Annotated in this window: 15 protein-coding genes and 1 pseudogene; 9 read left to right on the forward strand and 7 right to left on the reverse strand. The window is 59.5% G+C overall.

The annotated features are described in order from the left end of the window. The 3 genes from F8N62_RS25645 to F8N62_RS25655 form a co-directional block, all read left to right on the forward strand. The coding region (locus F8N62_RS25645) for an ABC transporter permease (protein ID WP_224791414.1) at positions 1-629 on the forward strand (629 nt) is incomplete at its 5' end. Further along, positions 626-1,783, forward strand: coding sequence for a betaine/proline/choline family ABC transporter ATP-binding protein (locus F8N62_RS25650; RefSeq protein WP_150710259.1), 1,158 nt, complete (start codon positions 626-628; stop codon positions 1,781-1,783). The genes F8N62_RS25645 and F8N62_RS25650, both read left to right, overlap by 4 nt. A 507-nt stretch (positions 1,784-2,290) precedes the next feature. Next, on the forward strand, positions 2,291-3,454 hold the full coding sequence (locus tag F8N62_RS25655; protein ID WP_150713304.1) for a type III PLP-dependent enzyme: 1,164 nt from the start codon (positions 2,291-2,293) through the stop codon (positions 3,452-3,454). 52 nt (positions 3,455-3,506) lie between these two features. Here the strand turns inward: F8N62_RS25655 and F8N62_RS25660 are convergent, their stop codons facing one another. From F8N62_RS25660 to F8N62_RS25675, 4 genes are all read right to left on the reverse strand, one after another. After that, complete coding sequence (locus F8N62_RS25660; protein WP_150713305.1) at positions 3,507-4,406, reverse strand: hypothetical protein; 900 nt, start codon at positions 4,404-4,406, stop codon at positions 3,507-3,509. A 109-nt stretch (positions 4,407-4,515) separates the two neighbouring features. Further along, entirely contained in the window at positions 4,516-6,774 is a 2,259-nt protein-coding gene (locus F8N62_RS25665; RefSeq protein WP_150713306.1) for an alpha-xenorhabdolysin family binary toxin subunit A, read from the reverse strand. A 183-nt stretch (positions 6,775-6,957) separates the two neighbouring features. Beyond that, positions 6,958-7,716 (reverse strand): tetratricopeptide repeat protein, encoded by a 759-nt coding sequence (locus tag F8N62_RS25670; protein ID WP_150713307.1) that lies wholly within the window; start codon positions 7,714-7,716, stop codon positions 6,958-6,960. Beyond that, positions 7,713-8,393 (reverse strand): Fe2+-dependent dioxygenase, encoded by a 681-nt coding sequence (locus F8N62_RS25675; protein WP_150713308.1) that lies wholly within the window; start codon positions 8,391-8,393, stop codon positions 7,713-7,715. Before F8N62_RS25675 ends, F8N62_RS25670 begins: the two co-directional genes overlap by 4 nt. A gap of 205 nt (positions 8,394-8,598) precedes the next feature. Between F8N62_RS25675 and F8N62_RS25680 the strand changes: the two genes are divergently transcribed. The 4 genes and pseudogenes from F8N62_RS25680 (at position 8,599) to F8N62_RS25700 (ending at position 16,213) form a co-directional block, all read left to right on the forward strand. Next, positions 8,599-10,857 (forward strand): TonB-dependent receptor, encoded by a 2,259-nt coding sequence (locus F8N62_RS25680; protein WP_150713309.1) that lies wholly within the window; start codon positions 8,599-8,601, stop codon positions 10,855-10,857. 207 nt (positions 10,858-11,064) lie between these two features. Then, on the forward strand, positions 11,065-13,593 hold the full coding sequence (locus tag F8N62_RS25685) for a PepSY domain-containing protein (protein ID WP_150713310.1): 2,529 nt from the start codon (positions 11,065-11,067) through the stop codon (positions 13,591-13,593). A gap of 1,174 nt (positions 13,594-14,767) precedes the next feature. Next, a pseudogene (locus tag F8N62_RS25690) lies at positions 14,768-15,069 on the forward strand (hypothetical protein). 844 nt (positions 15,070-15,913) lie between these two features. Next, a complete protein-coding gene (locus F8N62_RS25700; protein WP_150713312.1) occupies positions 15,914-16,213 on the forward strand; it encodes a hypothetical protein in 300 nt (99 codons plus the stop codon). A 187-nt stretch (positions 16,214-16,400) separates the two neighbouring features. On the opposite strand, the gene F8N62_RS25705 is transcribed toward F8N62_RS25700, so the two are convergent. The 3 genes from F8N62_RS25705 to ptsP are packed head-to-tail and all read right to left on the reverse strand — an operon-like array spanning position 16,401 to position 21,954. Then, positions 16,401-18,140 carry a PTS fructose-like transporter subunit IIB gene (locus tag F8N62_RS25705; protein ID WP_150713313.1) on the reverse strand — a complete coding sequence of 580 codons (1,740 nt, stop codon included), beginning with the start codon at positions 18,138-18,140 and terminating at the stop codon, positions 16,401-16,403. Positions 18,141-18,151: 11 nt separating this feature from the next. Beyond that, complete coding sequence (pfkB, locus tag F8N62_RS25710) at positions 18,152-19,093, reverse strand: 1-phosphofructokinase (protein WP_150713314.1); 942 nt, start codon at positions 19,091-19,093, stop codon at positions 18,152-18,154. Then, entirely contained in the window at positions 19,093-21,954 is a 2,862-nt protein-coding gene (gene ptsP, locus F8N62_RS25715) for a phosphoenolpyruvate--protein phosphotransferase (RefSeq protein WP_150713315.1), read from the reverse strand. The genes pfkB and ptsP overlap by 1 nt, the downstream gene beginning before the upstream one ends. A 281-nt stretch (positions 21,955-22,235) precedes the next feature. Between ptsP and cra the strand changes: the two genes are divergently transcribed. Beyond that, complete coding sequence (gene cra / locus F8N62_RS25720) at positions 22,236-23,231, forward strand: catabolite repressor/activator (protein ID WP_150713401.1); 996 nt, start codon at positions 22,236-22,238, stop codon at positions 23,229-23,231. A 3-nt stretch (positions 23,232-23,234) separates the two neighbouring features. Continuing rightward, the gene (locus tag F8N62_RS25725; RefSeq protein WP_150713316.1) at positions 23,235-24,011 is read left to right on the forward strand and encodes a TatD family hydrolase; all 777 of its coding nucleotides are present in this window, start codon (positions 23,235-23,237) and stop codon (positions 24,009-24,011) included. Positions 24,012-24,090 lie beyond the last annotated feature (79 nt).

Here is a 24,090-nt window from a genome sequence, read left to right on the forward strand (position 1 = left end):
ATCTCGACTGGCCGCTGGTGCTGCACCTGACGTGGCAGCACATCACGCTGGTCGGCATCGCCGTGACGCTGGCGATTCTGGTCGGCGTGCCGCTCGGCATTTTGATGACGCGCTTTCCGACCCTCGCCGGCCCGTTGCAGGCCAGCGCCACGGTGCTGCTGACCGTGCCGTCGATTGCCCTGTTCGGCCTGCTGCTGCCGTTCTACTCGAAATTCGGCCAGGGCCTCGGCCCGATGCCGGCCATCACTGCAGTGTTTCTCTATTCGCTGCTGCCGATCATGCGTAATACCTACCTCGCGCTGACCGGCGTCGAACCGGGCATTCGCGAAGCCGCACGCGGCATCGGCATGACCTTCGGCCAGCGCCTGCGCATGGTCGAACTGCCAATCGCCGTGCCGGTGATCCTCGCCGGCGTGCGCACCGCCGTGGTCATGAACATTGGTGTCATGACCATCGCCGCGACCATCGGCGCCGGTGGCCTCGGTGTACTCATTCTCGCTTCCATCAGCCGCAGCGACATGTCGATGCTGATCGTCGGCGCCGTGCTGGTCAGTCTCCTGGCCATCTTCGCCGACCTGCTTCTGCAATGGCTGCAACGCACGCTGACTCCAAAAGGACTCCTGAAATGATCGAACTTCAAAACCTCAGCAAGACCTTCCAAAGCAACGGCAAAGACGTGAAAGCCGTGGACTCGGTCAGCCTGACCGTCAACGAAGGCGAAATCTGTGTGTTCCTCGGGCCATCGGGTTGCGGCAAAAGCACCACGCTGAAAATGATCAACCGCCTGATCAAACCGACCTCGGGCAAAATTCTGATCAACGGCGAAGACACCACCGACCTCGACGAAGTGACCCTGCGGCGCAACATCGGTTATGTGATCCAGCAGATCGGTCTGTTCCCGAACATGACCATCGAGGAAAACATCACCATCGTTCCGCGCCTGCTGGGCTGGGATAAACAGAAATGCCACGACCGCGCCCGCGAGTTGATGAGCATGATCAAGCTTGAGCCCAAGCAGTACCTGACGCGCTACCCGCGTGAACTGTCCGGCGGCCAGCAACAGCGGATCGGCGTGATTCGTGCCCTGGCGGCAGATGCGCCGTTGCTGTTGATGGATGAGCCGTTCGGCGCGGTCGACCCGATCAACCGCGAGATGATCCAGAACGAATTCTTCGAGATGCAGCGCGCGCTGAACAAGACCGTGATCATGGTCAGCCACGACATCGACGAAGCCATCAAGCTGGGCGACAAGATCGCGATCTTCCGTGCCGGCAAGCTGTTGCAGATCGATCACCCGGACACCCTGCTGGCGCACCCGGCGGACGACTTTGTCAGCAACTTCGTTGGCCAGGACAGCACGCTCAAGCGTCTGTTGCTGGTGAAGGCCGAAGACGCGGCGGACAACGCGCCGTCCGTCAGCCCGGAAACCCCGGTGGCCGAGGCCATGGAGTTGATGGATGAGCATGACCGCCGTTACGTGGTGGTTACCGATGCCGAGAACAAGGCCCTCGGTTATGTACGACGTCGCGACTTGCTCCGTCAGACCGGCACCTGCGTGCAATACCTGCGCGAGTTCAACGCCACGGCGGCGTACGACGAGCATTTGCGCATTCTGTTGTCGCGGATGTACGAGTTCAATCGCTCGTGGTTGCCGGTGATGGATGCCGAGCGGGTATTCCTCGGGGAGGTGACGCAGGAATCGATTGCCGAGTATTTGAGCTCCGGCAAGTCCCGAGGCGGCAAGACCAGCATTGTTTCGCCTGCCGAAACAGCATTGGCCTGAGTTCAGAGGCTTGGAAAAACCTGTGGTGAGGGGATTTATCCCCGTCCGGCTGCGGAGCAGTCGTAAAGCAGCACGTGCGGTGTGCCAGGTACACCGCGCTTGCCGGTTTTGGGGCTGCTGCGCAGCCCAACGGGGATAAATCCCCTCGCCACAAACGCCATGCACGGTCCCTCAAAAATCCCCATCCGGGGAACATCACACTGTCACGCAGGTCGGTTACACCAGTAACCCTTCAGGACCGCACGACGGAAGCGTGCAAAAACGCGACATTTTTTGTTGATCTCAAGCCCCTCACGCCCTAAAGTTCGCGCCGAACGTCCATGCTGGAAACGATCCATCCGGCTCAAGTACTGACGACGAGACAGCAAGGCCAAGGGAAGCAACGCCTCCCGTGGCCTTTTTGCTTTCGGCGACATGCCTTGGGAAGTAGGCGAACCAAAGTGGGGATACGGAGGACGTTCATTTGCGCCCATTGATTATTAACGTTTGCCAGCAGGAGATCCCAGCATGTCGATCAACGTCGAAGACTATTACGCGCGCGATACCTTCAATAAATTGAAGGCGTTCGCCGACACGCAAGAAACCCCGTTCGTGGTCATCGACACCGCGATGATCAGTAAGGCCTACGACGACTTGCGCGCCGGTTTCGAATTCGCCAAGGTCTACTACGCAGTCAAGGCCAACCCGGCCGTGGAAATCATTGACCTGCTCAAAGAGAAAGGCTCGAGCTTCGACATCGCCTCGATCTACGAGCTGGACAAAGTCATGGACCGTGGCGTCAGCGCCGACCGTATCAGCTACGGCAACACCATCAAGAAATCCAAGGACATCCGCTACTTCTACGAGAAGGGCGTGCGTCTGTACTCCACCGACTCCGAAGCCGACCTGCGCAACATCGCCAAGGCTGCGCCGGGTTCGAAAGTCTACGTGCGCATCCTCACCGAAGGCTCGACCACGGCTGACTGGCCGCTGTCGCGCAAATTCGGCTGCCAGACCGACATGGCCATGGACCTGCTGATCCTCGCCCGTGACCTGGGCCTGGTGCCTTACGGCATTTCGTTCCACGTCGGCTCGCAACAGCGCGACATCAGCGTCTGGGATGCGGCCATCGCCAAGGTCAAAGTGATCTTCGAGCGCTTGAAAGAAGAAGACAATATCCACCTCAAGCTGATCAACATGGGCGGCGGCTTCCCGGCCAACTACATCACCCGCACCAACAGCCTGGAAACCTACGCCGAAGAAATCATCCGTTTCCTCAAGGAAGACTTCGGTGACGAGCTGCCGGAAATCATCCTGGAGCCAGGCCGTTCGCTGATCGCCAACGCCGGCATCCTGGTCAGCGAAGTGGTGCTGGTGGCGCGTAAATCCCGTACCGCCGTCGAGCGCTGGGTGTACACGGACGTGGGCAAGTTCTCCGGCCTGATCGAAACCATGGACGAAGCCATCAAGTTCCCGATCTGGACCGAGAAGAAAGGCGAGATGGAAGAAGTGGTCATCGCCGGCCCGACCTGCGACAGCGCCGACATCATGTACGAAAACTACAAGTACGGCCTGCCGCTGAACCTGGCCATCGGTGATCGTTTGTACTGGTTGTCGACCGGTGCCTACACCACCAGCTACAGCGCGGTTGAATTCAACGGCTTCCCGCCGCTGAAATCGTTTTACGTCTAACTCCCGCCTCGCCTGATACACCCCTAAGTCCATGACATGTCATGGACTTTTTTTATGCCCGATACCATTGCAACATCCGTGCGACCATTGTTCGGACCTCATTCAACGCCTGCTGGCTGTTCGCCAAAGCGCAATTCAGTTGCGAGAGTTTCATGGTGCCCTTGACGGCCAGCAATTCATTTTCCGCACTTTTCAGAAAGTAGCTCATTGCAAAGAGAAAGGCATTGAGGTTGTGAATGGCTGAACAGGCGTCTGTTTTGATGGCGAACAATTCGCGCAGATGTTCGTTCGCCCTTGCCTGCCGCGCTTGGGGCGAACCGCCTGGAACAGAGGAGTTCGTCATGCCGGGCAGACTTGATCCAGAACTTACATACCAGGATTCAAGTCGGGAATAGTCCGAGTGACACTCACAGGGCTTTAAGGTCAGCGAGCGGAAAAAGCGCTCGAACACGTTATAGATATCCCAGTTCAATTCGTTCGGCACAGCCTTGAAATCTATCAGTGCCGAACTGGCGCGGCGTAGACGAAAGTAGAGTTCGTCGGTCAGCCCGCGTACATCCTTGGGAGGAAACCAGATCCACCATTGCGAACCTGCCAACTTGAATCGCTTGAAATCTACCGAGGAGATACGAACACCTCGGCCGTTTCGAGGTGTTTCGTTGGCTAATTTTCGACACTCTGCGGTGAACGTCGAAACATGATCCAAATGCTCGTTGCAGACCTTGGCAAACGCTGAAATATTGGATTCAAGCCGCTCCAGGTAACCCGCGCTGAACGAAGCCAACACTTTCAGGCGCTGTATGTCGGGCGGGGTGGTCAGCCTATGTCCCTGATGTTGCAACGTGTCTGAATGGTGTTTCAACTGATCCAGCGTCGCCGGAAGCGCGCGAAGGAAGTTGCAGTATTTTCTTAAAGCAAAAAAATGTTTCTCCGCAAGCAGAAATTCATACATGGGCAGTAACCTGATGACTCTGGCGAACGCCAGAGTGGAAAAAGCGACCGATAGGCCGGGGTACCCCCCTTGCTGGGCGAGCCACCTCGGCCATCTGTGAACGCGGCCGTTACGGCACTGACACCGGCGTCAGGAAGCCGATAAACCGAAGCGCCTCCTCAATGGCTTCGGCACTGCGCATCACAACATCACCACCCTGGTTACCCTCTACAGCAGCCAGAAATTGCTTGAATGCTGCATCGGCCTGCCTGTACTCGCCTGCGAACAATTTACGTTGCTCTTCCAGAGCATGGATCAAGTGAATAAACTCGACCTTGTTTATCGACAGGCCAATCTCCCTGTCCGTTAGCGCAATCTTGCGAGTCAGCTCATGTACCTGTTGTTGTAGCTTGTCGCTCTCCTTGATCATGGTGAGGAAGGTGATACCTTCGCTGATATCGTCCATGGCTTTTTTCAGTTCATCGAGGGCAAACTTCACGACCACAACTTGCGCGGGCGCCAAGCCCAGGGCAGTTAACTTATCGATGCTCAACGAAACGTCTTTGCCGATTTTCTCGATGCCGTTTTGTTCAATAATGCTGATTGCATCTGCTAAAGCCTTGAGTTCGACTTGACGTTTGACCATGGCCTCCTTCAGCACCTGCCGGCTCCCCCCGACATCCAGTTGGTCTTTTTCGAGACCGGCGATGTAACCCAACGTCGCACGCTGATCATAAGCAGCACTTATGTTGACCAGGAGGATGCTTACTTTGCTCGACTCATTGCGAGTAATGGCGAGCATTTTCTTCAGGCCCGCCGCGAGATCGTCCCTGATCTCTTCATACTCCTCGGTGCCTTCCATCGCCCCGGCCAGTTCTTTTTCAAGAGCAACCAGTTTACGGACCTTGGATTCGAGGTCCATCTTGCTGTTAAGGCTGGACTCTCGCAAACCCTGGGCTGCGCGACTGACATCGCCAAGCAGCCTTTTAAAACGATCGAAAATACCCGGCAGGTAATTGATCCTGATAAACAATGCCTCAGCAGCCACGGCGTCGTCGCGCATTGAGTAAAGACCGTCTTTCAGGGCTTGCGGATTGAACGCCGGGTAGCTGTTTCGAGTGGAAAAGGATGTCATTTTGGGGAGCACCGTTTGTTGTGGTTGGCCGTAATCCATATCGGCTTGTTTGAACACTTCGATCAGCAGGTCTGCATCGTTCTGGATGTTCACCCACGGGCCAACGACTTCGCGGAATGCCGACATGAATCGTCGTAGACTCAGCGCATCTTCAATCTGGGAGACGGCGTTCGCGGATTCATACACATATCGATGCATGACGTTCCATACATGCATGAGGTTCTGCGTGGCCAGATCAGCATCGACAGCAATGACCGTCAGGTTTTGCAAGTCCTGCTCGACGCGTTTCAGGGAACCGAGGGTCTGGTTCATGTTGGCCAGAATTTGAATATCCTTGTCCTGCAATGCATTCAGCTCTTTGCGCGCGGCCCTGACATTTTCAGCTTCTACGCCGTAGTAAATGGCCATACCCAACCCGAACAGATTCAACCCTGCCGCTGAGCTTAGTGCTTTATCCACCAAGGCTTTATATTGCGTGTTCTTTTCCTGAATCTCTGCGGCACGAACAGTGATTACTTCATCGAGTTTTTTGACTTGCGCAGGATAGGCGTTGGTTTTAATCAGCGCCAGCCTCAGCTTGATACCTGGAACTATCGTTTCTCGCAGATCATAACCAAACTTATCCAGGTCATCTTTGATCCCTCCAACCGTCCTCAGATTAGCGGAAACAGCGTCGAATATCTTCGCTAAATAGAACTGCATATCCGGAACGGTGTCAGCCTGCAACTCGATACCCGGAAACTTGTCGCCTAGCTCAAGCTGTAATTTTTTAAGATCTTCCAGTGTTTTGATGTTAAATTTTTCGAGCAGCGGGCCGGACTTCAGATCAAGGTAAATCTCCTCCATATCCTGACCATAACGCTGCATACTCGCGCCAAACAGTTTCAAGTCGGTACCCGTTATCATGATGCGCTCACGCAGGGGTGACCAACGCATGGCGTGACTACGGGTTTCACTAAACGTCTTCAGAAAATCACCCGCTCTGAGACCGTCGCCGCCGTCCTGTCCTGCACCGAAACGCAAATAGTCGGTGACATCTTTCAACGTGTAAGGAAGCGCCAGGCCTGCAGCTTCATACCTCCTCAAATCGATTATTTGTTGTTTTGTTAACAACAGACCGGTTTCACGGGTCACATTGTCCGCTGTCGCTTTTGAAGCATCCGAGAGGATCTTTGGAACTTCTGTTGCAAACTCTGTTACTGCCTCGTAGCTCGCACCAACTAACGCACCACCCCACAGTTCTTTATTACTCATAATTAATCCTTTAATCATGGACATGAATTACCGACCAACTTCGCGCTGATCGAAAGTATATAACTCAATCCGGGTTACACTGAAAAAAGATTAATCTACTTATAAAAGCGATGTCAAAGAAACGCTAAAAGGCATGTATAAAAAAATAATTCCAACTAGCCAATGTTTAAAGCGTGTTTTTGTTTAAACTTTACCCGCTTGGTATTTTTCCTGACAGGCGTAATCTTCGGCCAGCGCCCTCAGCACCGGTTCGGACGCTTCCTGCAATCTTTGAGCGCTAAGCTGCAGGAAGCACTGATTGCCGTTACTCATTGCCCGGCGCAGCCAAACCAGCCCCTCTTTGGTTCTGCCCTGCTCCACCAGTACGGCGCCATGACTGAACTGACCGCGAAAATCGCCTGCTTCGGCCGAACGTCGATACCACTCGCGCGCGGACGAGAGGTCGGCCGGGCAGACGCGGCCCTCTTCCAGGCACCGACCGAGCAGGTTCATCGACTTCGCGTGACCCAGCTCTGCAGCGCAGCGATAAAGACTCAGCGCCTTCAACTCATCCACGGCGACACCACGCCCAGTGGCCAGCAGATTGGCGTAGTTATACATCGCCCAATCCAGACCTGCGTCAGCCGCGTGTCGGTAATGGCGCGCTGCACTCGCGGCGTCAGCGTCACAGCCCCAACCATGCTCCTGGCACCGGCCAAGCATGTTGCGCGCCATCAAATGCCCCCGCCGCGCGGCAATCTCGAACCATCGCACCGCCAGCGCCATATCCTGCTCGATCCCTCGCCCATCCAGCAGAATTTGCCCAAGCAAAGCCTGAGCTTCGAGCACATTTTCACGCGCGGCGATCAGGATCGCCTGAGCTGCCCGCGCGGGGCTTTCCTCCAGCATGGCTTTGAGCCGGTCACCGTCGAGCACTTCCTCGCGGCGCAGTTGAAAACTCATACCTCGACCCAACGGCGCAACAGGTTGTGATAAGTGCCGGTCAGGCGGATCAGCGAAGGATGGTCGGGCATGTCGTGTGTCAGTTGCTGGATGGCCCCGTCCATCTCGAACAGCAAGGCTCGCTGGCTGTCTTCGCGGACCAGGCTTTGCGTCCAGAAGAACGACGCATAGCGAGTGCCACGGGTGACGGCATTGACCTTGTGCAGGCTGGTGCCGGGGTACAAGACCATGTCACCGGCGGGCAACTTCACGCGTTGTGTGCCGTAGGTGTCCTGGATTTCCAGTTCACCGCCGTCGTAATCCTCTGGCTCGCTGAAGAACAGCGTGGCCGACAGGTCTGTGCGCACGCGCTCGATGCTGCCTTTGGGCTGACGCACGGCGTTGTCGATGTGAAAGTCGAAACTGCCGCCCGCCGTGTAACAGTTCAGCAAGGGCGGGAAGACTTTGTGCGGTAATGCCGCCGACATGAACTGCGGATTTTTCCACAAACGTTCCAGCATCGCCGCGCCGACTTCCTTGGCCAGTGGATGACCTTCAGGCAACTGCAAATTGTGCTTGGCCTTCGCCGACTGGTAGCCAGCGGTGATTTTTCCATCGGCCCAATCGGCCTGCTCCAGTGCCTCGCGGATGCGCTGCACTTCTTCTTTGGCGAACAAGCCCGGGATGTGCAGCAGCATGGCAACCACCTGAAAACAAAAGAGCGCCGATGGTATTGATTCTTATTGCCTGTGTAAAACCCCTGCGACGAATGAAACGGCGAAAACCGTAAGGGCAAATTGTAAAGAATGTAAATTTGATGCAAATAGTAACGTTTCGCAATTGATACAAATACGCGTCTACCCTATATTCCGCGTCCTCAAATCCTTGGGGAGGGGAATTCACATGTCGCGCCAACCATCACAGTTACCAGTCAGTTCACCGCGTTTGCTCGCTTCTGCGATTGGCGTGGCCATCACCGCCGGCTCGGCGGGCCACATGGTATTCGCCGCCGAGAAGACTGACGAAAAAGCCCCGAATGGCGCGATTTCCCTGGATGCCACCAGTGTTGTCGGTGAGCAGGACGACTCCTCCTACAAGACCGATACCTCGGCGTCGAAAAAATACACCGCACCGCTGCGCGAAACACCGAAGAGTGTCACCGTGATTCCGCAGCAGGTGATCCGCGACACGGGCGCTACCAGCCTCGTTGATGCCTTGCGCACAACACCGGGCATCACCTTCGGCGCAGGCGAAGGCGGCAACCCCGCTGGCGACCGCCCGATCATTCGCGGCTTCAACGCGGAAAGCGACACCTTCGTCGACGGCATGCGCGACCCGGCGTCCCAGAGCCGCGAAATCTTCAACGTAGAATCGATCGAAGTCAGCAAGGGCCCGGGCTCGGCCTTCACCGGCGCCGGCTCCACCGGCGGCAGCCTGAATCTGGTCAGCAAGAGCGCCAAACTGGGCAGTTTCTATAACGGCGGATTCACCTGGGGCTCGGATCAGACCAAGCGCACCACCCTCGACCTGAACCAGCAGATGACCGATACCTCGGCCTTCCGCCTGAACCTGATGAAGCACGAAGCCAACGTCGCCGGCCGCGACACCGTTGACGTCAGCCGCTGGGGCGTGGCGCCGACATTCGCCTTCGGCCTGGGCACCGATACCCGTGTGACCCTCGGTTATTACCACGTCGAGACTGACGACATGCCGGATTACGGCATTCCGCTGACGCTGAACCCTGCTCGCAGCAAGTACAACGTCGACAAGCCGGTGAATGTCGATCGCGACAACTTCTACGGCGTCACCAACCGTGACTATCGCGAAACCACTAATGACAGCGGCACCTTCAGGATCGAGCACGACCTGAATGAAGACCTGACCCTGTCCAACAGCTTCCGCATGTCCCGTTCGACGCTGGACTACATCGTCACCAACCCGGACGACAGCAAGGGCAACGTCGCCAGAGGCAGCGTGTATCGGGGCACCAAAAACCGCAATTCGACCTCCAGCGGCTGGGTCAACCAGACCGACCTGAGCGCCAAATTCAACACCGGTGCCATCGAACACAGCCTGGTGACCGGTATCGAGTTTTCTTATCAGGACACGCATAACCGCCCGTACGTCCTGACCTCGGCGGCCAGCGGTACCACCTGCAACCCCGCACTCTTCGGCTCGGGCGATTGCACCAGTCTGTACAACCCGACGCCTGGGGATAACTGGAACGGCTCAATCACCGACAGCGTCGCGTTCACCGACACCGATACGAAAACCGGCGCCGCGTACGTCTTCGACACGTTGAAGTTCAACGAACAATGGTCCCTGAACCTGGGCCTGCGTTATGACAACTACAAGACCAAGTCCAGCGGTTACAGTACGGGTGGTCGTGGTGCCGTCGCGGGTAATTTTTCCCGGGAGAACACCAGCGATCTGGTCAACTACCAGGTCGGTGTGGTCTACAACCCATTGCCGAACGGCAGCATCTACGCGGCCTACTCGACCTCGAGCAACCCGGCGGGCGAATCCAGCGGTAACGGCAGCCTGGAACTGGCAGCCAACAACAGCGATCTCGATCCGGAAAAGAACCGCAACTACGAAATCGGCACCAAGTGGGACTTCTTCGGTGACGACCTGTCGTTGACCGCCGCGCTGTTCCGCACCGAAAAAACCAACGCCCGTATCGATGATCCCGACGGCGCCACCACGCAAGTGCTGGATGGCGAGCAGCAGGTCAATGGCCTGGAACTGACGTACACCGGCAAGCTGACCCGTAACTGGAAGGTCTATGGTGGCTACACCTACATGGAAAGCGAAGTGGTCAAAACCACTCTCTCCGCCGATGAAGGCAACCATATGCCGAGCACTCCCCGGAACAACTTCACCCTGTGGTCGACCTATGACCTGGTACCCGACAAGTTGACGATTGGCGCCGGAGCCACCTTCGTTGACTCGCAGTTCGGCAACGTCGCCAACTCGGTGGAGATCCCGTCCTACTGGCGTTACGACGCGATGGCGAGCTATCGCCTGACCAAGAATGTCGACCTGCAACTCAACGTGCAAAACCTGACCGACAAGCGTTACTTCGACCAGGTGTTTCAGACGCACTACGCCCACGTGGCGGCGGGTCGTACCGCGCTGTTGAGCACCAACTTCCACTTCTGACCTGGCCCTGTAGGAGCTGCCGAAGGCTGCGATCTTTCAGCTTCGCTGCGAAGATCAAAAGATCGCAGGCTTCGCCAGCTCCTACATAAGGCAGAGCCCCGTTCATCTTTTTGAACGGGGCTTTCGTGTGTAAAAAACCAGGCTACCCGACAACCCACGGCATAATGCGCGCCGTGATGACAATTTCGAACGAACAAGGCGAGTGACGTGTTGAAGAAAACCCTGTTCCAGTTGCACTGGTTTTTCGGCATCAGCGCCGGGCTGGTCCTGGCTTTGATGGGCATCACCGGGGCGACGGTGTCGTTTCAGGATGAAATCCTGCGCGCCCTGAATCCGTCAGTGTTGCAGGTGCAGAAGCAGGTCGCCGGTGTACTGCCGCCCGTCGAACTGGTGGAAAAAATCGAAGGTGCGTCGGGTAAAAAAGTCTCGATGTTGTGGGTCGAGACTGACAGCGGCAACGCCGCGCGGGTGATCTTCACCCCGCCGCCGGGCGAGCGCCGCGGCGAGATGCGCTATTTCGATCCGTACACCGCCGAGTTCATGGGCGACGCCACCGGCCAGGATTTTTTCGGCCTGATGCTGAAACTGCACCGCTTCCTCGCCATGGGCGACACCGGTCGACAGATCACCGGCGCATGTACGCTGATTCTGGTTTTTTTCTGCCTGTCGGGCCTCTATCTGCGCTGGCCGCGCCAGTGGAAAAGCTGGCGCACCTGGCTGACCCTCGACTGGAAGAAAAAGGGCCGCAGCTTCAACTGGGATCTGCACTCGGTGGCCGGCACCTGGTGCCTGGTGTTTTACCTTCTGGCGGCGCTGACCGGGTTGTCCTGGTCGTATGAGTGGTACAACAAAGGCCTGACCCGATTGCTCTCCGATTCACCGCAGAACGAGCGCGTTCGCGGTGGTCGCGGCCCGGCGCCAAGCGGTCCCGCGCCGACCGCCGACTACGCAGCGATGTGGAGCAGCATCTACAGCGCCGCCGGCCCGGCACTGAGTGCCTACAACATTCGTATGCCGCCCGTGGCCGGCCAACCGGCGACGGTGTTCTACCTGCTGAACACGTCGCCGCACGACCGCGCACTGAACCAGATCAGCCTCGACCCGGCCACCGGCAGCGTCAAACGCCATGATCGTTACAGCGACAAGAGTCTCAAGGCGCAACTGCTGACCAGTATCTACGCGCTGCATGTCGGCAGTTACTTCGGCATCATCGGCCGGATCATCCTGACGATCAGTGCGCTGACCATGCCGCTGTTTTTCGTCACCGGCTGGTTGCTGTACCTCGATCGTCGGCGCAAGAAAAAACAGATCAAGGACGCCCGCAAAGGCCTCGAACAACCGGCCAGCGATGCACCGGCGTGGTTGATCGGTTTCGCCAGCCAGAGCGGCTTCGCCGAACAACTGGCGTGGCAGACCGCCGGACAATTGCAAGCGGCCGGGTTGCCGGTGAAGGTTCAGCCGCTGGCCAGTGTCAGCGAACAGGACTTGCGCGATTCGGACAATGCGCTGTTCGTCGTCAGCACCTTCGGCGACGGCGAAGCACCGGACAGCGCCCGCGGCTTCGAACGCAAAGTGCTGGGCAGGGCGTCGAGCCTGGAGAGCCTGAACTATGCGGTGCTCGGGCTCGGTGACCGCCAGTATCAACACTTCTGCGGCTTCGCCCGGCGTTTGCACACCTGGCTCGGCGAGCATGGCGGCAAGCACCTGTTTGCGCCTGTGGAAGTCGACTGCGGCGACCCCTACGCCTTGCGTCACTGGCAGCAGCAACTCGGGCTATTGACCGGACAAGCGCCTGTGGACACCTGGCAAGCGCCGAGCTACGACCACTGGACGCTGACCCGCCGTGAACTGATGAACCCGGACAGCAGCGGCTCGCCGGTGTACCTGCTCGGCCTTAGCGCCCCGACCACCAGCAGTTGGCTGGCCGGTGATCTGGTGGACGTGTTGCCGCGCAATTGCCCGTGGGCCATCGAGCATTTTCTCGATGGTCTGGGGATTGATGGTCGGGCCACGGTCATCCTCGATGACTTGTCGCAGCCCCTGGAACAAGCGCTCGCCACTCGTCAATTGCCGGAGAACCGCACACACCTGGTCGGCCTGCACGCGCAAGCGCTGGTGGATGCGCTGGTACCGTTGGCCATGCGCGAATATTCCATTGCATCGATTGCAGCGGATGGCGTGCTGGAATTGATCGTGCGTCAGGAACTGCATCCTGACGGCAGCCTCGGTATCGGTTCCGGATGGCTGACCGAGCACGCGCCGGTGGGCAGCTCCATCAGCCTGCGCGTGCGCCGCAACAGCGGTTTTCATCTGCCGGTGGAGCCGGTGCCGATGATCCTTTTGGGCAACGGCACGGGGCTGGCCGGGTTGCGCAGTTTGCTCAAGGCGCGGATTGCCGATGGGCAGACGCGTCACTGGTTGTTGTTTGGCGAGCGTCATCGCGAGCATGACTACCTGTGTCGCGCGGAGCTTGAAGAGTGGTTGATTTCGGGGGATCTGGAGCGCCTGGATCTGGCGTTTTCGCGGGATCAGGCTGAGAAGGTTTATGTGCAGGATCGGTTGCGTGAATCGGCGGATTTGCTCAAGGAATGGTTGGCTGATGGTGCGGTGATTTACATCTGCGGGAGTTTGCAGGGGATGGCTTCGGGGGTGGATCACGTGCTTAACGAAGTGCTTGGGATTGAAGAGGTTGATCGGCTGATTGAGCAGGGGCGATATCGGCGGGATGTTTACTGACGCCGCCGGGGCTGTTGTTTGTGCTGGGTGTATATCCGTTTCTTCGGTTGTGGCTGATATTGGTTTCGCTCTTACAGCGAGTCACTTTCGAAAAGCGCGAAAGTAACCAAAGCGCTCTTGCCCCACCACTCGGCACCTCGCCTGGGCTCGGTGTGCCCTCACTCCGGCATTGCTCCGCGGGTCGCCGCGAAGGGCCATCCCTGGCCCAGCGCGGCTAAACCGGCATCCTTGCCGGTTTCCCCGCTGCGCAATACCTCCGTTCGGCCAGCGTGGTTTTACGGGGCGCCTAAGATCAAAATCAAAACCGAGGCGGCCTGAGAGCCGACCTGACGGTTAGTCCGTCCAGGCCATCGGCGCTGAACACCAATTCCACGGCCAACAACAATCCCTGTGGGAGCGAGCTTGCTCGCGATGGCGTTGTGTTAGCCAACATCAATGTTGGATGTGAGTCCGCAATCGCGAGCAAGCTCGCTCCCACAGGGATTTGCATCAGGCCAGAGGTTGTGCACGATCAAATAAGCGAAGCGCGTCCGCTTGATGCCCCGGTCGGCCCGAAGGCCGCCGCGGTTTTGATGTTGATTTTGATCTGAGCGCCCCATAAAACCACGCTGGCCGAACGCAGGCATTGCGCAGCGGGGAAACCGGCATGGATGCCGGTTTAGCCGCGCTGGGCCAGGGATGGCCCTTCGCGGCGACCCGCGGAGCAATGCCGGAGTGAGGGCACACCGAGCCCAGGCGAGGTGCCAAGTGGTGGGGCAAGAGCGTTTGGGTTACTTTTGCGCTTTTCAAAAGTGACTCGCCGTAAGGGCGAAACCAATAGCAGCCGTGACCGCAGAAACGGATATGTACACCATCCCAATCCAAACGACCAAAACCAGGCGCACAACTTTTCAGGACGTTTCCTACAACGTATCTTGTTGCCGCGTTTCGGTATCGACTCCATAGTTCGGACTCGCGGAATACACCGCGAACGACCTTGGCCGGTCGGTGCAGGAACGCTACAGCACACCATCTGCGCCTCAGGCACTTTATGCCTGAGGCATTGTGTTATGGCAGCTGTACGTGGGACACCTTCGGGTGTGCCGGTTCCTGTGCCCGGTCGGCCAACCCGCGTACGGCTGCCACCCTCCTCGTTTGGCCGCGAATGGGAGGTAGCTCTAATTACAGGAGTTACATCATGTTCCAAGTCATGCCGCGCTACCTCCCCATCGACACCTACGACGCCGAAACACCGGTGCTCTTCATCAACACCCAAAAAGAACTCAGCGAACTCAGCGCCTGGCCCAGCATCGCTTCACCGTGGTTCGCGATCTGGCCGACACCTTCTCCAGCCTGAATCTGAAAAACACGTCCGGCAGTGACCTGGCGCACATCACTCGCGCGGTGCACCTGCTGATGCGCGAGGGCTGTGCCGTGATGGATGTGATTCAGGCGCGGGCGTTGCAGCGCGAGGCGGGATACAAAACCACGGTTTGATGGCGTTGCTGCAGACATCTTCGCGAGCAGGCTCGCTCCCACAGTGGTCTTCGGCGACCGGCAAACTCGTGTACGACGCCAATCAAAGGTGGGAGCGAGCCTGCTCGCGAATGCGGATTCAAATTCAACATTGATGTTGGCTGACACACCGCAATCGCGAGCAAGCTCGCTCCCACAGGGATTTGCATCAGGCCAGAGGTTGTGCACGATCAAACAAGCGAGGCGCGCCCGCTTGACGCCACGGTCGGCCCGAAGGCCGCCGCGGTTTTGATGTTGATCTTGATCTGAGGCGCCCCGTTAAACCACGCTGGCCGAACGCAGGCATTGCGTAGCGGGTAAACCGGCAAGGATGCCGGTTTAGCCGCGCTGGGCCAGGGATGGCCCTTCGCGGCGACCCGCGGAGCAATGCCGGAGTGAGGGCACACCGAGCCCAGGCGAGGTGCCGAGTGGTGGGGCAAGAGCGTTTGGGTTACTTTTGCGCTTTTCAAAAGTGACTCGCCGTAAGGGCGAAACCAATAGCCGCCGTGACCGTAGAAACGGATATGTACACCATCCCAATCCAAACGACCAAAACCAGGCGCACAACTTTTCAAGACGTTTCCTACAACGTATCTTGTTGCCGCGTTTCGGGATCGACTCCATAGTTCGGGCTCGCGGAAAAACACCGCGAACGACCTTGGCCGGTCGCATATCCGAAACGCAATAGTTGCTCATGTTATGGCGGCTGTGTGCGGGACACCTTCGGGTGTGCCGGGTTTCGGATACCGGTCGGCCAACCTGCACACGGCTGTCACCTTATCTTCGCGTGGCCGCGAGGGGTGGTAGCTCAATCCGAGGATCCATCATGTTCAACGTCATGCCACGTTACCTCCCCATCGACACCTACGACGCCGAAACACCGGTGCTCTTCGTCAACACCCAAAAAGAACTCAGCGAACTCAGCGCCTGCGCCCAGCATCGCTTCACCGTGGTTCGCGATCTGGCCGACACCTTCTCCAGCCTAAATTTGAAAAACACGTCCGGCAGTGACCTGGCACACATCACCCGCGCAGTGCATCTGCTGATGCGCGAGGGCTGTGCGGTGATGGATGTAGTTCAGGCGCGGGCGTTGCAGCGGGAGGCGGGATACACAACCACGATTTAATGGCGTTGCTGCTGACGCCTTCGCGGGCAAGCCCGCTCCCACAGGTTACGGCGCTGGACACAAATCTTGTGTACGCCCGAGATCACTGTGGGAGCGGGCTTGCCCGCGAAGACGGTGGATCAGCCAACAACTTTGTTGAATGTTAAACCGCCATCGCGAGCAAGCTCGCTCCCACAGGGGTTGGGTGTCAGGCGTTGACGGGCTCTACCGCCAGCTCAACCACTTCGGGCCGCTTGAGCAACGCGTACGCCACCGCCGTCAGCAAACTCCCCGCCACAATCGCCAGCAGATACAACAGCGCATGGTTGATCGCATTCGGGATCGCCAGCACAAACAACCCACCGTGCGGCGCCATCAGTTTGCAGCCGAAATACATCGACAACGCCCCCGTCAGCGCCCCCCCGGCAATGCTCGCCGGAATGACTCGCAACGGATCCTTTGCCGCAAACGGAATCGCGCCCTCGGAGATGAAGCACAGCCCCAGCACCAACGCCGCTTTGCCCGCCTCGCGTTCGGTCTGGGCGAATTTGCGCCGGGCGATGAACGTGGCGATGCCCAGGCCAATCGGCGGCACCATGCCGGCGGCCATGGTCGCGGCCATCGGCGCGTAACTCTGCGACGCCAGCAGCCCCACCGAGAACGCGTACGCGGCTTTGTTGATCGGCCCGCCGAGGTCGACGCACATCATGCCGCCCAGCAGCACACCCAGCAGAATCGCGTTGGTGGTGCCCATGCTGTCAAGGAAGTGCGTGAGCCCGGCGAGCATCCCCGCCACCGGTTTGCCGACCACGTAAATCATCACCAGACCGGTGAACAGACTCGCCAGCAAAGGAATGATCAGGATCGGTTTCAGCGCCTCGAGGCTCTGCGGCAACCGCGCATATCGGTTGATCGCCTGCGCCGCGTAACCGGCGATGAAACCGGCAATGATCCCGCCGATAAATCCGGCGCCCAAGGTGCTCGCCAGCAAGCCGCCAATCATGCCCGGCGCGAGGCCCGGACGGTCGGCGATCGAGTAGGCGATGTAGCCCGCCAGCAGCGGCACCATCAACTTGAACGCGGTCTCGCCGCCGATCTGCATCAGGGCGGCGGCAAGGGTGCCTTCCTCCTTGAACGCTGTGATGCCGAACACGAACGACAGCGCGATCATCAGACCGCCCGCCACCACCATCGGCAGCATGAACGACACGCCGGTCAGCAGGTGTTTGTAGACGCCCGTCTTCTCTTGTTTGATCGGACCCTGGCCACCCGTGGCAGCGCTTTCCTGCTTACCTTCGGCCAGTGCTTTGTTCAGCGTCGCTTCAGCCTGCTTCAACGCGATGCCTGTGCCGCAGCGGTAGATTTTCTTGCCGGCAAAACGCTCGGTGGCGACTTCGATGTCGCACGCCAGCAATACCACATCGGCATCGGCAATCGCGGCAGCACTCAACGGATTGCGCGCGCCGACCGAGCCTTGGGTTTCGATCTGCAAGTCGTAACCTAAACGCTTGGCTGCTTGCTGCAGGGCTTCGGCCGCCATAAAGGTATGCGCAACGCCGGTCGGGCACGCCGTGATCGCGACCAGGCGCGGAGCGTTTTTTACGATGGCTGCAGGTTCGGCGGCTACTTCGGGCGCGATATAAACCTGCGCCTCTTCAGCCCCTCGACGCAACACCGCTTCGACATCTTGCAGCGCCTGCGCCGGGGTGCTCTGGAACACGCGTTTGCCGACGAATCGCGACAGGTCCACCGGCGCGCTGGTCACCAGCAACACCCACTCGGCCGACTCGATGGTAGCCGCCGACAACTGGCGCTCCGGGTGCACTGCATCCGCCACTTCAACACTGGTGCTCCAGCCCTGACGCTGCGCGGCGGCATCGAGCAAACGGGCGCACAGCACACTGGTGACCATGCCGTTCGGACAGGCCGTAACAATGGCTAACTTCATGACAAACCCTCTTATTGTTCTGTCAGGGGACGGATGCGTACCCCCTGTTCGAGCTGCGCCAATTGCGCCGCGTCGCCGATGCCGAAACCGATCTGGGTCACCGCCATCGCGGCAATCGCGGTGGCGGTTCGCAGGGTCTGCTCCGGCGTATCGGGTTTGAGCAAACCGTGGAGCATGCCCGCCAACAACGAATCCCCGGCGCCTACCGTGCTGGCGACGCTGACCTTGGGTGGCGTGGCATGCAGCGCCGAGCCGACACTGAACCAGTTCACGCCGTCGGCGCCGTGGGAAATCACCACGTGTTCGATGCCTTGCGCGTGCAAGCGGCTCGCGGCTTCGGCCTGGGCCGCGACCGAAACCACTTCGCAACCGAGCGCATCCGCCAGCTCTTCGGTATTGGGTTTGATCAGCCATGGACCGGCCTTCAGCGCTGCCCGCAGCGCTTCGCCACTGCTGTCCAGCGCCACGTTCAAACCGAGATTTTTCAGACGCGTGATCAACGCCTGCAACCACTCGGGACTGACGCCTTGAGGCAGGCTGCCAGCCACGACCACCGCGTCATGCCCCGGCGCAATCTGCTCCAGTCGCTCCAGCAAAGCCTGCTGCGCCGCCTCACTGACCATCGGCCCCGGGCCGTTGATGTCGGTAATGCGCCCGTCGCTTTCCGCCAGTTTGAGATTGCTGCGGGTCTCGCCGGGGACGCGGATAAAGGCGTCGACAAAACCGCGCTTGGCGAACAGGGTTTCGAACGCTTGCAGATTGTCTTCGCCGAGAAAACCGCTGACGGTGAGCTGATGCCCGAGGTCTGCCAGCACCTGCGCCACGTTCACGCCTTTACCGGCGGCGTGGGTGTGCATCTCGTCGCTGCGATTGACTTGACCGGGCTCAAGTCGCGGCAACTGCACCGTCAGGTCCAGCGCCGGGTTGAGGGTCAGGGTCAGGATCTTGGCCATTACAGGGCCTCCACTAATGCGCGCACTTCATTCGCGCTGCCCACGGCCAGGGCCTGTTGGGCGAGGGTTTGGGTCTGGGTCAGGCTGAGTTCGCGAATGCGCGCCTTGACCTCGGCAATGCTGCGCCCGGACACGCTCAACTCGTCCACGCCGAGGCCGACCAGCACCGGCACCGCCAGCGGATCGGCCGCCAGTTCGCCGCACACGCCGACCCATTTGCCATGGGCGTGGGCCGCTCGCACGGTGATGTCGATCAGTTGCAGCACCGCCGGGTGCAAGCCGTCAGCCTGAGCCGACAAGGTCGGATGACCACGGTCGATGGCGAGAGTGTATTGGGTCAGGTCATTGGTACCGACGCTGAAGAAGTCGACCTCTTTGGCCAGCACCGGCGCGAGCAGTGCCGCCGACGGCACTTCGATCATGATCCCCAGTTGCAGGTCGGCGACCGGAATTTCCAGACGCAAACGTTCGGTCATGTCCCGCGCTTGCCGCCACTCGTCAACGCTGCCGACCATCGGGAACATGATGCGCAGCGGACGGTTGTCGGCGGCCCGCAACAAGGCGCGCAATTGCGCTTCCATGATCTGTGGCCGCTGTAAGGTCAGGCGAATACCGCGCACGCCGAGGAACGGATTTTCTTCCTTGGCAATCGGCCAATACGGCAGCGGTTTGTCGCCACCGACGTCGAGGGTGCGCACCACCAGCGGTCGACCGGCGAGGCCGTCGAGCACGCGGCGATATTCGACTTCCTGCGTCGCCTCGTCCGGCGCTTGCGAGTGAGCCATGAAAATCAATTCGGTGCGCAGCAAGCCGATGCCTTCCGCGCCCTGCTCCACCGCGCTAGTGACGCCGGCGCTTTCGCCGATGTTGGCGAACACTTCGACCGCGTGGCCGTCAGTGGTCAGCGCCGGTTGATGACGTTGTTCGGACGCCGCTTGCAAGCGCTGTTCGCGGGTGTCGCGCTCTTCAGTGGCGCGCTGCAAGGTCGCTGTGTCGGCGTCCACGTGCAGGCGACCGCGCTGGCCATCGAGCAGCAACGGCGTGCCCGGCGCCAGCAGCAACACCGCCGCGCCTGCGCCGACCAATGCCGGAATCCCCAGCGCACGGGCGACGATGGCGCTGTGCGCGGTGGCGCCGCCACGGGCGGTGAGAATTCCGGCGACACGGGCCGGATCGAGGCGCGCGACATCGGACGGACCGACTTCGTCCATCACCAGAATGTACGGTTGCTCGGGTTCGCTCGGGGTCTCGACGCCGCTCAGTTGCGCCAGCACGCGACGACCGATGTCACGCAAATCGGCGGCACGTTCGGCGAGCAAGGCGTCCTGCAACGCTTCCTGTTGTTTCGCGGCGGCTTCGATCACGGCCATCCACGCCGCTTCAGCGCTTTCGCCCTGCTTGAGGCGGGTCTCGACTTCGTCGGTCAATTCCGGGTCGTCGAGCATTTCCTGGTGGGTGATGAAGATCTCGCGAATGGCTTTCGATTTGCTGCGCTCGATCAAGCCCTGGATGTCGCGACGCACGTCCGCCAGCGCTTGCTTGAGACGCTCGCGCTCGACGGCGGCAGACTCACCACGCATCGGGTAATCGATGTGTTGCAGCACTTGAATATGCGCCGGACCGATGGCAATGCCCGGCGCGGCAGCGATAGCCTGAATCACACTGCCGGACGCCGGGGCGAGCAGCACTTCGGCGATATCGGCAATGACTTCACGTTGCTGGCTCACCGCCGGCAACGGCTCGATGTCTTCACCGAGGCCTTCTTCGATGGCGGCCAACAACGCCGGCAACGCGTCGGCGGCAACACCTGGTTCGGCGATGAATTCCAGCACCTGACCACGACGGGCGCCCAGGCTCAGCAGTTTGCTCAAGCTCTTCACCGACACCGCACTGTCCTGGCCGTCGACAATGCGCACGCGGATTTCGCCTGCAAATTGCTTCGCCAGTTGCGCGAGGATTTTCGCCGGGCGTGCATGCAAGCCGTGAGCGTTGGCCAACGCGATACGCGCACTCGGCCAGTCCGCCGGCACTTCACCGCCGAGCACTTCAAGGACTTTACGGCTGCTGGTGGCCCGGCCCAGTTCATGGCCGCGGCCTTCGATCAGCAACGCACACAGGCGTTCGAGCAAGGCCTGATGCGCCTCGCCGATGCTGGCCAGGCAGAACAGACCGCTGAGCGGCTGACCGAGGTAGCGCATCGGTTTATCCGGCGTGACGAAGGCCAGCCCCGGGCGCTTGACCGTTTGCTCGCTGTGCAACCACCACAAGCCATCGCCCAGCGGCAACGCTTCGACTTGCTGCAATACCGCGGAAAAACCATTGCTCACACAATCGGCCTGTCGCAGCAAGCGCGCACCGCGCCAGACCAATTCTTCAAAGTCATCGGCAGACACACCGAGGCCGATCATCTGCGCATCCAGTGCCAGTTCCTGCGGCGCGCCTTGCAACAGTTTCAACAACGCTTCGGCGGAACCGGCGCGACGCAGGGCCTGGCCCAGATCAGTCTCGCCGAGGGCGCGGGTCAGCAGTTGCAGGAGTCGCAGGTGTTCGTCGGATTTGGCCGCAATGCCAATCGCCAGATAGACGATCTGGCCATCGCCCCAATCCACGCCGTCGGGAAACTGCATCAGGCGCACACCGGTGGAAAACACCTGATCGCGGGTTTCCGGCGTACCGTGAGGGATGGCAATACCTTGACCGAGAAAGGTCGAACCCTGGGCTTCACGCGCCTGCAGGCCGGCGAGGTATCCCTCGGCCACCAGGCCGTCAGCGACCAAATGCTGGGCCAGCAAGTGCAGTGCGGTGGACTTGTCCACGGCGGATTGGCCCATGGAAATCTGCTCAACAGTGAGCTCGAGCATGCTTTCTCCTTTTTGGCGCCTGAGGACGCCAGGTATTGTTTTGAATGAATCAGCTTAGGCGCTTGTTGATCACTTTTGGCAGTTTCACGGCAGAACCGGCCAAAGGCACCTTTAACGTAGAAAATACGCTTGCTGAAACGTTTAATCTAGAATGATTGGCACGTTACTCGATTATGTCCCATCCTTGAAGTCCAACGGTCGGATACGTTGTGACAATAGTCGTCTGCCTGAATCGGGTAGGATTGGCCAAAATGTCGGCTGAAGAACAAGGAAATCCCGAGGTGAAACTCAGTGATATCGCCCAACTGGCCGGTGTGTCCGTGACCACCGCCAGTTATGTCATCAATGGCAAGGCCGAACAGCAACGCATCAGCAGCGCCACCGTCGAGCGCGTGCGCGCGGTTGTCGAACAGCATGGCTTTACGCCAAACCCGCAAGCGGCCGGGCTGCGCAGTCGGCATACGCGCACGCTGGGCTTCATTCTGCCGGACCTGGAAAACCCCAGTTACGCGCGGATTGCCAAATTGCTGGAACAAGGCGCCCGGGCGCGTGGCTATCAATTGCTCATCGCCAGTTCCGACGATGCGCCGGACAGTGAGCGACAACTGCTCAAGCTGTTTCGCGCCCGCCGTTGCGACGCGTTGATCGTCGCCAGTTGTCTGCCGGTCGGTGACGACAGTTACCGCCAATTGCAGGCCAAGGGCACGCCGATCATCGCCATCGACCGGGTCATGGAACCCGAGCATTTTTGCTCGGTGATCAGCGATGATCGCGAAGCCAGCCTGCAATTGACCCGCAGCCTGTTGAACCCGCTGCCCAAGCAGATTGCCCTGATTGGCGCACGCCCCGACCTAAGCATCAGCCAGGAGCGGGCCACCGGTTTCAAGGAGGCGCTGACCGGGTTCAAAGGTGAAATCCTGATCGAACACGGCGAAGCGTTCAGTCGCGAGTGCGGCAAGCAATTGATGGAAGACATGCTCCAGCGCCTGGGACACTTGCCCGATGCGTTGGTGACAACCTCCTACGTGCTGCTTCAGGGCGTGTTCGATGCGTTGCATGACTACCCTTTGAAAACACGCCCACTGCGCCTCGGCACTTTCGGCGACACGCAGTTGCTGGACTTCCTGCCGCTGCCCGTCAACGCCATGGCCCAGCAGCATCAATTGATCGCCGACAAAGCCCTGCAACTGGCCCTCGCCGCCATCGAGCAGTCCGACTACCAGCCCGGCGTGCAAGCCATCGCGCGGACCTTCAAGCAGCGTATTCGCCAGGACTGAACCGTGGAGCTGATCGACACCCACACTCATCTGGATTTTCCGGACTTCGATCTCGACCGCGCGGCATTATTGGCTGCAAGCCGCGCCCTCGGGGTGCGGCGGATGGTGGTGCTGGGCGTTCATGAAGGCAATTGGCAGCGCGTCTGGGATCTGGTCTTGAGCGATGCCGATTTGCACGCGGCGTTCGGTTTGCATCCGGTGTACCTGGACCAGCATCAGCCTGAAGATTTAACCGCCCTCGGTGACTGGCTGAGTCGCCTGGCGGGGCATCGGCAGCTGTGCGCGGTGGGTGAGATCGGCCTCGATTATTTCATCGAAACCCTCGACCGCGAGCGCCAACAGGCGTTGTTCGATGCACAACTGCAATTGGCGGCGGACTTTAATCTGCCGGCGCTGATTCACGTGCGGCGCAGCCATGCGGCGGTGATCGCCACGCTCAAGCGCTTCAAGTTGCAACGCGCCGGGATCATTCACGCCTTCGCCGGCAGCCAGGAAGAGGCTCGCGAGTACATCAAGCTCGGTTTCAAACTGGGCCTCGGCGGCGCGCCGACCTGGCCGCAGGCGTTGCGCATGCACCGGGTGCTGGCCCAATTGCCGCTGGCGTCGGTGGTGCTGGAAACCGATTCACCGGACATGGCGCCCGCAATGTTTCCCGGCCAACGCAACAGCCCGGCGCATTTGCCGGCGATCTGCGAAGCGCTGGCGGGGATGATGGCGATAAGTCCTGAGCAATTGGCGGCCGCCAGCACCGCCAATGCCTGTGAAATATTCAACTGGTAACCCGCTTGCCTGTAGGAGCGAGCTTGCTCGCGAAAAACGTCCGGGCGACGCGTTCATCCAGGCAACACGCGCCATCGTT

The sequence above is a fragment of the Pseudomonas fluorescens genome, from assembly GCF_902497785.1.
Lineage (GTDB): Bacteria > Pseudomonadota > Gammaproteobacteria > Pseudomonadales > Pseudomonadaceae > Aquipseudomonas > Aquipseudomonas fluorescens_BO.